Here is a 10,269-nt window from a genome sequence, read left to right on the forward strand (position 1 = left end):
GCTAACCGAATGCGGAGCGGTAGTTCAGTCGGTTAGAATACCGGCCTGTCACGCCGGGGGTCGCGGGTTCGAGTCCCGTCCGCTCCGCCACTAATTTGAAGGCCTTCCCGAATGGGAAGGCCTTTTTGCTATGGGCGGTTTTGTCCATAAGACCCACAGGTTTGCATACCAGAACGAACACAAAGCCCAGTCTCACGACCGGGTTTTGATGTTTTAGCCTGCTGGTGAGCTGCCGACATCCCACCACGATGGCAATACCTTCCCCTGTTGGTGTTCTTGCTACTGTTTCCACCTCTGTATCGCAGCACATCCCATCTTGGCGATATTGTTCCGCTGCGAGCTGATAGAGCTTGAGGATTAAATCAGATCATCTTGCAACGGTACGTCATCGCTTCCGCTTGTTTGTTTAATTCCCGTGTTTGTTTATGGATTTATTCCATTAAAACAGTCTCTTATCAAGAATGAGCTGTTTTGTAGCAGGAATACCACACGAGATAAATGATAATCATTATTGTTTGAATGATCCGGTCGGGGTCGTTACAATGCGGGCTGATTAATAAAGTGCTTTTCAAATGAGCCTTTTCTAGCACTGCGTCTGGCCGGATGCCAGGGCGTTGTAATGAGTGAAGTAAGGGAATACGTCACCTTCCTACTAATAATGTTCAGGCTAAAACATGACAATTTTGAAACCGAACAAGCTTGCCTTGCTGATCTGCTCCCTTCTTGCGACCCAGGCCTATGCTGCCGAACAAGAGGTGATGGTCGTCACCGCTTCCGGCTTCCAGCAGAAGATTGAAGACTCAGCTGCCTCCATCTCTGTGATTACCCGTGAGCAGCTGGAGAAGCGGGCATATCGCGATGTGACCGATGCCCTGAAGGATGTGCCCGGTGTGGTGGTGACCGGCGGTGGCAGCAGCAGTGATATCAGCATTCGCGGTATGGGGTCGAAATACACCCTGATGCTCGTTGATGGCAAGAAGGTGGATAGCCGTGGCACTCGCCCGAACAGCGATGGTCCGGGTATCGAGCAGGGCTGGCTGCCGCCACTGCAGGCGATTGAACGCATTGAGGTCGTCCGTGGCCCCATGTCATCCCGTTATGGTTCCGATGCCATGGGGGGCGTGATTAACGTGATTACCCGCAAGACCACCGGCCTGGCCTGGCAGGGCTCGGTTCATGCTGATTCTACCTTCCAGGAGAACAAGGATGCTGGCAACAGCTTCCAGACCGATGCCTATACCGCAGGTTCACTGATCGATGGCGTGTTGGGGCTGCGTTTCAACGGTCAGCTTGCCCATCGTGGTGAAGACAAATTTACCCAGGGTTTTGCCGAGCAAGAGACTCGCAGTGGCACGGCGGTGCTCAGCTTCAAGCCTGATGACCATAACCGCTTTGATCTGGAAGCCAGTCGCAGTCTGCAGGATCGGGATCGCACGGCCGGCAATTCGCTGGCTGCGAAGGCGAAAGATAGCCTTAACCGCTACGAGCGCACCAACTATTCGCTGACCCATGATGGTCAGTATGACTTCGGCTCTTCCAGCAGCTATCTGCAGCAGGAGATCAATACCAACCCCGGCCGCAAGATGGAGCTAACCAACACTATCGCCGATACCCATACCCAGTTTATTCTGGGTGATCACTACCTGAGTGTCGGTGGTCAGTATCGCTATGAGGATCTGCACGATCAGGGCAATACCTTGAAAGTGGCCAACCCTGCCGAGCAGCTGACTCGCTGGAGCTGGGCGATGTTTGTCGAGGATGAGTGGTCACTCACTGACAGCTTTGCCCTGACCGGTGGCGCCCGCATGGATCGGGACCAGAACTACGGCTCTCACTGGAGCCCGCGCCTCTATGGCGTCTGGCATCTGGATGACAGTTGGACCCTGAAAGGGGGCGTATCGACCGGTTACCGCTCCCCTGACTTGCGGATGTCGGCGGCCAACTGGGGTCAGGTCACCGGTGGTGGTAGCCTGGATGGCATGCTGGTCGGTAACCCGGACCTCAAACCCGAGACCAGTGTGAGTGAAGAGATCGGTCTGCTGTGGAACGGTCATCAGGGCTTCAACGCCGGGGTTACCCTGTTCAACACCGACTTCAAGAACAAGATCTCCGAAGTGCGTCGCTGCACCAGCAAGAGTGATCCCGCCTGTACCCTCAATGGTCACAGCTATGACTTCATCAGTGATCGGGTCAACGTCGACAAGGCGAATATGCGCGGTGTCGAGGGGATGATGGATTGGGCCATCAATGAGGATTGGTCGGTCAGCTCCAGCTACACCTTTACCCAGTCCGAGCAGAAGAGTGGTCCACTGGCGGGTCATGCCCTCAACCAGATGCCACGCCATATGTTCAACGGCAGCGTAGACTGGCAAACCACCGAGGATCTCAGCCTCTGGTCACGGGTCAACTTCCGTGGCGAGACCTCCGAGTACCTGAGTCGGGTCAAGATGGCGGAGGGGACTCCTTCCTACACCTTCTTTGACATGGGCCTGGTCTACAAGGCCAACAAGCATCTGGATCTGACTGCCGGGGTCTACAACCTGTTCGACAAGACGGTGGATTACAGCAGCTATGGCACTGTGCTGGATGGTCGCCGCTACAACTTGGGCGTGACCTACAACTTCTGATAGGGAACCTGTCATGCGGCCGCCATCTTCCGATGGCGGCCGTTTTTATTACGTGTCCGTCAGGGGGCTATGCCTGATAGGGGGCGGCTTGCCAGGTATTGCGCCCCCGTCCCTTGGCCTGATACATGAGGGCATCAGCCTGCCGTAGTAGCTGGTCGGCATCAGCCTCTCTCTCTGCGGCTACCCAGACTGCCCCGGTGCTGATGGAGAGGGTCACCTCGCCGCTGCTGGTGTGCAGGGTTTGCCGGTTGCTCTCCAGGCAAATACGCTCGGCCCATTGCTCTGTCTCGGCCAATGTGGCCAGCGGCAGCAACAGGCAAAACTCCTCGCCGCCGATGCGGGCCAGTAGAGCCTCTTCGGGCAACAGGTTGCTCACAGTCGTGGCCAGCTTTTCCAGCAACAGATCCCCGATGCCATGACCAAAGCGGTCATTGGTCTCCTTGAAGTGATCCACATCGAACAGCAACAGGGCACAGGGCTCCCCGCTTGCCAGCCGCTGCTCCATGGCGGGCATGAATGCCCGTCGGTTGAGCAGGCCGGTCAGGGGGTCGGTACTGGCTTGTTTCTCCAGTCTGGCGTTGGCGCGGCTCAACTCGGTGGTACGGCTGGCAACGGCGCGGCGCAATTGCACTATGTAGGCCACCATGATCAATGCACCGGCCAGAAGTAGCCAGGGACCGAGATGGATGGGGTAGACGGTTTCGACATGCATCCACTTGCGGATGATCCGCTCTCGATCGCTCTCTTTGAGCTTGGCGAACCCCTCTTCCAGCCGGTTTAACAGGGCAAAGTCGCCCTTTTTCACCGCAAAGCGGATCTGGTCGGTATAGAGGTGGCGAACCGGAATAAAGCGGGTGGGATCGTCCGAGGTATAGATGTAGAAGTTGGCGACCTGCAGATCGGCGATAAAGGCTTTTATGTCGCCCCGAAAGGCCGCCGCCAGCAGGGTGTCATTGTCATTGAAGGTCTGCAGTCTGGTGCCGGGGAAGTAGCGTCTGGCGTAATACTCCTCGTAGCCACCGGCTACCACACCGACCGTTTCATGGAGCAGGTAGTAATGTACATCTGTGCCGCGCAGTTCGCTCGAGAAGAAGAGTTGGGAGTCGAGCTGGGCGAGAGGCCGGCCATAGTCGAACAGTTTGTCCCGCTCCGGTGACCAGAGCAGTCCGGCGTGAACGTCCGCTTTCCCCTCATGGAGCAGGTCGAGGGAGCCTTGCCAGTCGACCAGCCTGAACTCGATCTTCTGGCCGGTCACTCGGGCATATTCACGCCACAAATCGATCAGCAGGCCATCCGGCTGGCCCGACTCATTGATATAGGAGAAGGGCTGCCAGGCTTTGGAGTTGGTAATGATGATCGGCTCTTCCGGAGCTTTGGCCCAGACAGGCAGAGCAAGGGCGAGTAGCAGGAGCCCCCATCCGATACTGACTATGACTCCTGTCCTGGAAGAGGCCATCCTTGCTCCAATCCGTTGCCGTATACCGTCCCGTGGTCACCGATTATCACCGTCTTTCTGATCGAAGAACAAGCGCTCAAATGATGAAGTTTGCATGATGCAAATGGCGCCATGACAAGGCTGGCGGATAGAGTAACTACTTACAGCGGCAGGCTGATCCGCGCCTCCAGTCCCCCTTGTGGCCGATTGAGCAGGGTCAGCTCGCCGCCGTGCTGATGCACCAGAGTGCGGGCGATGGAGAGGCCCAACCCGACACTGCCGGACTCGGTGTTGCGCGCTTCATCGAGCCGCACGAAGGGTTTGAACACATCCTCGAGCCGCGCCGGATCGATCCCCGGCCCGTTATCGCAGACCCGGATCAACAGCTCCTCCTTGCGCCGCTCCAGCGACACTTCGGCACTGCCGGCATATTTGATGGCGTTGCCGATCAGGTTCTGCAGCACCCGGCGCAGGGTGTTGGCCCGGCAGGCGTAGACCTCTTTGCCCTCCGCCAGACAGGTGACCGGCTGGCCGGTATCGGCATAGTCATCGCACAGGCTGACCAGCAGGCTGACCAGATCCAGCTCGCGAGTGGCCTCCTGCTGCCCCTCCTCGCGGGCAAAGCTGAGGGTGGCCGCCAGCATCTGCTCCATCTGTTGCAGGGTCTGCTGGATGCGCTCCTTGTCCTCGCCATCGGCCAGAAACTCGGTGCGTAGCCGCAGGCTGGTGATGGGGGTGCGCAGGTCGTGGGAGATGGCCGCCAGCATCCGGGTTCTGTCCTGCACGAAGCGGTCGAGCCGGGTGTGCATCCGGTTGAAGGCCTGAATCGATTCGCGGATCTCGGTCGGCCCCTCCTCTTTCAAGGGCTCGATATCCTCGCCCCGTCCTAGCCGCTCCGCATTGCCTGCCAGCTGCTTGAGCGGGCGGGTGGCACGGCGAAACAGCAGCACCATCAGCCCGATCACCAGACTGGCGACCAGCATCAGGTTGAGGGTGGTCTGCCACGACCAGCTGCCCGCCTCCTTGTCGACCAGCGAGCTGAACTGCAGCCAGCCCCCCTGGGGCAGTTCGATGGAGCCGTAGAGCCGCATATCCCGCGGCGGGGGCGGCCCCTTGCGATCCCGCATCATGCGGGCATGATGTTCCCACGCCTTGCTGCGCTGAGTATCCTCTTTCAGCTCGGCGCTGATCTCGACCGTGAGGCCGGGGGGATAGTTGAGGCGCGAGCGCACCAGCTGCTCGAAGCGGGGGCTGCGGTTATCCGGTTGCAGCGGTTCGTCGGAGAGGCGCAGCAGCAGGGTCTCGCTGCGGCTCGCCTTGAGGATCTCGTCATAGAGGGACGGGGGAGAGAGGGAGAGCAGCCTGACCACAGAGATGATCCGCTGCATGGCGTTGCGGCTGTTGACGAAGCCGAGCGCCTCCTCCCGATCCGTGCGGTAGATCTGGATACTGAGCAGCTGGATCAGGATCAAGCCCGCCAGCGCCACCAGAATGATCTGGCCGGTCAGCCCCTTGGGCCACATCCGTGCCCACAGTCGTCGCAAGGTGCCCACTGCTTAAACCTGCGTCACGTCGGCGGAGAACATATAGCCGCCACCCCAGATGGTTTTGATCAGCTCCGGATTCTTGGGATCCCGCTCCAGCTTGCGGCGCAGGCGGCTCACCAGGGTATCGATGGCGCGATCGAAGGCTACCGCCTCGCGGCCACGGGCCAGATCCAGCAGTTGATCCCGGCTCAGCACCCGCTGCGGGCGTTCCAGAAACACCTTGAGCAGATCGAATTCGGCGGTGGAGAGGCTCAGGCCCACCCCATCCTCATCGACCAGCTCCCGGCGATTGACGTCGAGCAGCCAGCGATCGAAGCGCAGATCCCGGGTCAGGGTCTCGGCGGCGGGTTGGTTATCCGCCTGGGTGCGGCGCATCACCGCCTTGATGCGCGCCAGCAGCTCGCGCGGATTGAAAGGCTTTGCCAGATAGTCGTCGGCCCCCATCTCCAATCCGATGATGCGGTCGGTCTCTTCCCCCATGGCAGTCAGCATGATGATGGGCAGGTTCGATTTGACCCGCAGCTCGCGGCAGAGGGTCAGACCATCTTCACCCGGCATCATCAGATCCAGCACCAGCAGATCGAACTCCCGCTCCTCCAGCAGTCGCTTCATCTCCTTGCCATCCCGGGCGCAGCTGACCCGCAGGCCGTGCTGTTCCAGAAAGCGCTTCAAGAGATCGCGGATCTCGCTGTGATCGTCGACCACCAGAATGTGGGTGTTGCCCTGGTTCATGAATACCTCCCCTGCTTGGCGTTGGCACGAGTATACGAAAATCCGCCCGGCGGTTTGTGTCAAAGTGTGCCAGATCCGCACGATGCCACACTCTGCTACAAAAAAGGGCGATGCTGGCAAAGTTCAGACACCGATAGGGTGTTTACTTGAGGGCAAGGCAAGAGCGCCGAACCAGAATCATCCCTACAGGAGATAGACCATGAAAAAGCTGACCAAAACCCTGCTGACCGCCACCCTGATCCTTGGCCTGCCGCTGGGCGCCTATGCGGCCAGTGAAGCGGCCCCCACCGGCCAGCCCGGTGCCATGGTGGATTGCCCGATGGACGGCGGCATGATGGGTGGCAAACACCACGGTGGCCGCCACGACAAGATGGCCCGCATGCAGAACATGACCCCGGAGCAGATCCAGGCCAACTTGCAGCAACGTTATGATCGTATCGAGGATCCTGCCAAGAAGGCGGAGTTCATCAAAAAGCTCAACGAGCGTGCCGCCGGTATGACCAAGCACGCCGAAGCGATGAAGCAGTTCGCCGAAGCGAACCAGTAACAACGCCAGCTGTTATCAACCCAAGGGTGGCCGAGGCCACCCTTTTTGCGCTTAATGCGTTGAGCAGCAGAGCTTGGTTGAACGCTGGTGATTGCCAATAAAAGAGGGGAGCCCAGTGCTCCCCCTCTTGCTATCTGTGCCGATGCGGGTGTTCAGCCCACTTCACCGGACGAGCGAACTTAGCCCTGAGCCTTGTCGGTCAGCTCTACTTTCTTGACGGTTTCGCCTTCGAACTTGATGACCACGTTTTTCTTGGCGGCGTCGGTATCTTTCAGCAGGGTTGTGGTTGTCTCTGCCAGCAGCGGAGAAGCCTTCTTCAGGGCATCCAGATCATAGGTCCACACTTCCAGACCGGATTCAGTCTTGGTGGTGGCAGGAGCGCCCAGCTTCTCTTTGATAGCCTGCTTGTTGGAGCCGCCTTCCTTGATATCCAATGCCTTCTTGATGGCTTCGTTGGATGCGCTGTCCATGGCACCGGATACGGCAGTGCTGGCCGCATCCTTGACGCTGCTGGTGACGCTGTCGGTCAGCGAATCCATCAGGCCGGCATTGGCAAACAGGGGTAGGGTGGTGAGGACAACCAGCAAACTCTTTTTCATTTTCTACAGCTTCCATGGGTTCAATGAGGCGGCTATGAAATCAGCAAAGATATTGGGCGTCAAGTGAGGCATGCAATTAACATTTCTGTTAACTGGGTCTCATTTCTCACCAGCTGCAAACAGTTTTGGGATCTCCCGCACCAGCCAGCTTTTGGCCTTGCCCATGGTGTCTCGCCGCCAGGCCAGCACGACCTGGATCTGATGGCGATATTCGGGGCTGATCACCTTGAGCCGTCCGGCCCGGATGTCCTCCTCAATCCAGCTCTGTGGCATGGTGCCGACCCCGATCCCTGCCAGCAGGGCATCCCGTTTCTCCGTCATGGTGCTGACAGTGAGGCGCGGCTGCTTGTCGAGCAGGCGGTAGGTAAGTACCGGTTTGCGCAGGGCTGTATCAGCGACCGCGATGGCGCGGTAGCGGCGCAGGGTCTCGTCGGCCAAGGGTTCGGGCTCCTGATGCAGCGGGTGATCGGGATGGGCGACGTAGAGCATCACCTCCTCTTTCAGCACCTGATGCTTGATGCCGGTCATCATGATGTCCGGATTGATGGAGGAGATAAGCAGGTCGGCGCGGCCATCTTCCAGACACTCCCAGCTACCCGCCAGCACCTCGGCCCGCAGCCGCAGTCGGGTATCGGTCTGCTCGGCCAGCTTCTCCACCAAGGGGTAGAGGGCCTGCACCGGGACCAGTGCATCGACGGCGACTGTGATGTCGGTCTCCCAGCCACGGGCCAGCGCCCGGGTCTCGCCTACCAGATGCTCGGCTGCCTCCAGCAGCACCCGGCCGCGCTCCAGCAGCATGCGTCCGGCCGGGGTGAACTTGGTGCGGTGGCCACTGCGGTCAAACAGCATGGCATCCAGTTCGTCTTCCAGCTTCTGCACCGTATAGCTCAATGCCGAGGGCACCTTGCCCAGCTCGTCGGCCGCCGCCGCAAAGCTGCCGCGGCGGTCGATGGCGTCCAGCACCCGGATTGCTTCCAGGGTCAGCGCCCGCTCCTTGTTCGATTCCTTGGCCATTCCTCACCTTCAATTTTTTTGAATATGTTTGCCAGTTTATCTCGCTAACAAGTTAGGTCATGTCACTTTAATATTCAATCAACGCTTAGGCAGGAACGTCGAGCGGCCAAATATGCGGGTAGTTCCGCACTGTGACACACCAAATCGGTCTGTCTGATGTCGGTGAAAGAACAACACACTATTTGAATAACCTCTTGCATGGATGCATTGATTCTGGCCGAAAAGGCCTTGGCAATGACATATAAAACAAGAGAGTGAATGAACATGAAAAACGTAATCAAGATGCTGGCCGTTGCAGGCCTGATGACCACTGGTTTCGCCCAAGCTTCCGTACCGGCTGACTTCAATGCCATGCCCGGCGTGCTGTTTGTGAACTGGAACGCCACTGCCGCAATGGATGGCAAAGCCAATCCGATGCTGGAAGTGCGTGACGAGTCTGGCGATCTGCTGGCATCAGTCCACGCCAATCTGACAGGCACCCAGCAGGTGCGGATCCCGAGCCGTACCCAGGGCAACCTGACCGTCAGCCTGGCTGACCAGAGCAGCGAATACCGTATTCCGTTCGGCATCGGTAGCGGCAAACAGCGTTAATCAACCGTCCCGGTAGGTGAGGAGCAGACCATGATGCAATTGAGAGCCGCAGAAGCGCGGGGCAAGGCCAACTTTGGCTGGCTGGACGCGCGCCACAGTTTCTCCTTCGGTCACTACTATGACCCGGAGTGGATGGGGCACTCGGTACTGCGGGTGATCAATCAGGATCTGGTTGCGCCGGGTGGCGGATTCGCCACCCACCCTCACGCCAATATGGAGATCCTCACCTGCGTGCTGCAAGGCACCATAGAGCACAAGGACAGCCTCGGCCATGCCGAGCAGATCCCGGCAGGGGATTTCCAGCTGATGAGCGCAGGCAGCGGGATCCGCCACAGCGAGTACAACCCCTCGCAGACGGATCCTCTCTCCCTGTTGCAGATCTGGATCGAGCCGAACGAGTTCGGCACGCCACCCGGATATCAGCAGAAGAAGATCGAGTCCAGACCGGGCATGACGCTGGTGGCGTCACCGGATGGCGAGGCGGGATCGCTGCGGATCCGCCAACAGGCCCGCATATGGCGGCTGGAACTGGCCCCGGGCGAGACGCTCGAATGGGCACTGGCTGGCCGACACGGTTACCTGCAGATGATTTCAGGGGAGCTTGCCGCAAACGGTCTGGCTGCCCGACCCGGCGACGGGGTACTCAGTCGTGATGAATACCGGTGGGAGCTGGTTGCGACCAGTGCCAGCCAAGCTCTGTTATTTGACCTACCCTGAAGCAGTCAGCGGTGATGTGACACAAATGAGGAATATGAAATGGACAAGATGAAAGATGTAGCGCTGCTGGCGGGTCGTGTACTGCTGGCGCTGATGTTCGTAATGGCGGGTTGGAGCAAGATCGGCGGTTACGCAGGTACCCAGGGCTATATGGAAGCGATGGGCGTGCCGGGCTTTATGTTGCCGCTGGTGATCCTGCTTGAGCTGGGTGGTGGCCTTGCCGTCGTGCTGGGTCTCTTTACCCGCAGCCTCTCCGTGCTGCTGGCCGGTTTCACCCTGATGGCTGCCTTTATTTTCCATTATCAGCCTGCAGAACAGATGCAGATGCTGATGTTTATGAAGAACGTCTCAGTGGCCGGTGGTTTCCTGGCGCTGGCGGCGGCCGGAGCAGGGGCTTTCAGTGTGGATGCCCGTCTCGGCAAAAACTGGTAATGCTCTGAAGAGTCAAGTTTTCCAATGC

The 10,269-nt window shown here is 58.9% G+C and carries 10 protein-coding genes and 1 tRNA gene; 6 read left to right on the forward strand and 5 right to left on the reverse strand.

Features of this window, described 5'->3' with window-relative positions; all coding sequences use genetic code 11:
- Positions 1-13: 13 nt before the first annotated feature.
- Positions 14-90, forward strand: a tRNA-Asp gene (locus tag ACB035_RS05090).
- A 584-nt stretch (positions 91-674) separates the two neighbouring features.
- Positions 675-2,627 carry a ligand-gated channel protein gene (locus tag ACB035_RS05095; protein ID WP_371166827.1) on the forward strand — a complete coding sequence of 651 codons (1,953 nt, stop codon included), beginning with the start codon at positions 675-677 and terminating at the stop codon, positions 2,625-2,627.
- A gap of 67 nt (positions 2,628-2,694) precedes the next feature.
- Here ACB035_RS05095 and ACB035_RS05100 read toward each other — a convergent pair whose 3' ends face one another.
- From ACB035_RS05100 to ACB035_RS05110, 3 genes are all read right to left on the reverse strand, one after another.
- Positions 2,695-4,083: a diguanylate cyclase domain-containing protein gene (locus ACB035_RS05100; protein ID WP_371166829.1), complete on the reverse strand. Its 1,389-nt coding sequence runs from the start codon at positions 4,081-4,083 to the stop codon at positions 2,695-2,697.
- A gap of 140 nt (positions 4,084-4,223) precedes the next feature.
- Entirely contained in the window at positions 4,224-5,585 is a 1,362-nt protein-coding gene (locus ACB035_RS05105; RefSeq protein ID WP_021231762.1) for an ATP-binding protein, read from the reverse strand.
- A 33-nt stretch (positions 5,586-5,618) separates the two neighbouring features.
- Positions 5,619-6,341, reverse strand: a complete 723-nt coding sequence (locus ACB035_RS05110; protein ID WP_042052907.1) for a response regulator — start codon at positions 6,339-6,341, stop codon at positions 5,619-5,621.
- A 199-nt stretch (positions 6,342-6,540) separates the two neighbouring features.
- Between ACB035_RS05110 and ACB035_RS05115 the strand changes: the two genes are divergently transcribed.
- Positions 6,541-6,888 (forward strand): hypothetical protein, encoded by a 348-nt coding sequence (locus ACB035_RS05115; RefSeq protein WP_100652356.1) that lies wholly within the window; start codon positions 6,541-6,543, stop codon positions 6,886-6,888.
- Between the two features lie 179 nt (positions 6,889-7,067).
- Here the strand turns inward: ACB035_RS05115 and ACB035_RS05120 are convergent, their stop codons facing one another.
- Positions 7,068-7,487 carry a hypothetical protein gene (locus ACB035_RS05120; protein WP_100652358.1) on the reverse strand — a complete coding sequence of 140 codons (420 nt, stop codon included), beginning with the start codon at positions 7,485-7,487 and terminating at the stop codon, positions 7,068-7,070.
- 99 nt (positions 7,488-7,586) lie between these two features.
- Positions 7,587-8,501, reverse strand: coding sequence for a LysR family transcriptional regulator (locus ACB035_RS05125; protein ID WP_129503088.1), 915 nt, complete (start codon positions 8,499-8,501; stop codon positions 7,587-7,589).
- A 258-nt stretch (positions 8,502-8,759) separates the two neighbouring features.
- Here ACB035_RS05125 and ACB035_RS05130 point away from each other — a divergent pair, with 258 nt between their 5' ends.
- From ACB035_RS05130 to ACB035_RS05140, 3 genes are read left to right on the forward strand one after another with little or no spacing between them, the layout of a single operon-like run.
- On the forward strand, positions 8,760-9,092 hold the full coding sequence (locus ACB035_RS05130; RefSeq protein WP_013723379.1) for a hypothetical protein: 333 nt from the start codon (positions 8,760-8,762) through the stop codon (positions 9,090-9,092).
- Positions 9,093-9,122: 30 nt separating this feature from the next.
- On the forward strand, positions 9,123-9,809 hold the full coding sequence (locus ACB035_RS05135; protein ID WP_202005100.1) for a pirin family protein: 687 nt from the start codon (positions 9,123-9,125) through the stop codon (positions 9,807-9,809).
- 39 nt (positions 9,810-9,848) lie between these two features.
- Complete coding sequence (locus tag ACB035_RS05140) at positions 9,849-10,241, forward strand: DoxX family protein (RefSeq protein ID WP_005336513.1); 393 nt, start codon at positions 9,849-9,851, stop codon at positions 10,239-10,241.
- Positions 10,242-10,269: the final 28 nt, after the last annotated feature.

Source organism: Aeromonas sp. S12(2024), from assembly GCF_041402305.1.
GTDB classification, from domain to species: Bacteria; Pseudomonadota; Gammaproteobacteria; order Enterobacterales; family Aeromonadaceae; genus Aeromonas; species Aeromonas veronii.

Excerpts from the sequence above, each read along its gene's own strand:
- ACB035_RS05095 (WP_371166827.1), top strand. The coding sequence starts at position 675 with ATGACAATTTTGAAACCGAACAAGCTTGCCTTGCTGATCTGCTCCCTT.
- ACB035_RS05100 (WP_371166829.1), bottom strand. The coding sequence starts at position 4,083 with ATGGCCTCTTCCAGGACAGGAGTCATAGTCAGTATCGGATGGGGGCTC.
- ACB035_RS05105 (WP_021231762.1), bottom strand. The coding sequence starts at position 5,585 with ATGTGGCCCAAGGGGCTGACCGGCCAGATCATTCTGGTGGCGCTGGCG.
- ACB035_RS05110 (WP_042052907.1), bottom strand. The coding sequence starts at position 6,341 with ATGAACCAGGGCAACACCCACATTCTGGTGGTCGACGATCACAGCGAG.
- ACB035_RS05115 (WP_100652356.1), top strand. The coding sequence starts at position 6,541 with ATGAAAAAGCTGACCAAAACCCTGCTGACCGCCACCCTGATCCTTGGC.
- ACB035_RS05120 (WP_100652358.1), bottom strand. The coding sequence starts at position 7,487 with ATGAAAAAGAGTTTGCTGGTTGTCCTCACCACCCTACCCCTGTTTGCC.
- ACB035_RS05125 (WP_129503088.1), bottom strand. The coding sequence starts at position 8,501 with ATGGCCAAGGAATCGAACAAGGAGCGGGCGCTGACCCTGGAAGCAATC.
- ACB035_RS05130 (WP_013723379.1), top strand. The coding sequence starts at position 8,760 with ATGAACATGAAAAACGTAATCAAGATGCTGGCCGTTGCAGGCCTGATG.
- ACB035_RS05135 (WP_202005100.1), top strand. The coding sequence starts at position 9,123 with ATGATGCAATTGAGAGCCGCAGAAGCGCGGGGCAAGGCCAACTTTGGC.
- ACB035_RS05140 (WP_005336513.1), top strand. The coding sequence starts at position 9,849 with ATGGACAAGATGAAAGATGTAGCGCTGCTGGCGGGTCGTGTACTGCTG.